Annotated in this window: 1 protein-coding gene; it reads left to right on the top strand. The window is 61.6% G+C overall.

Translation table 11 applies throughout. The annotated features are described in order from the left end of the window. A partial coding sequence (locus V6766_RS25570; RefSeq protein ID WP_448471044.1) for an ATP-binding protein occupies positions 1-258 on the top strand: 258 nt, incomplete at both ends.

Here is a 258-nt window from a genome sequence, read left to right as displayed (position 1 = left end):
ATCGTCGCAAGGTCGAGCGGCGTATCAAGGCAGCCAAATTCCCGGTCGTCAAAAGCCTCGACAGTTTCGATTTTGCCGCCATACCGGAGCTCAACAAGATGCAGGTCTTGGAACTGGCCCGCTGCGAATGGATCGAGCGTCGCGAGAACGTCATCGCTCTCGGTCCCAGTGGAACCGGGAAGACGCACATAGCGCTCGCCCTGGGCCTTGCCGCCTGCCAGAAGGGCCTGTCCGTTGGCTTCACCACAGCCGCCGCCA

It is taken from the genome of Martelella sp. AMO21009, from assembly GCF_053484295.1.
Note: the sequence above shows the minus strand (reverse complement) of the source record. Positions and strands in the feature narration are given on the sequence as shown.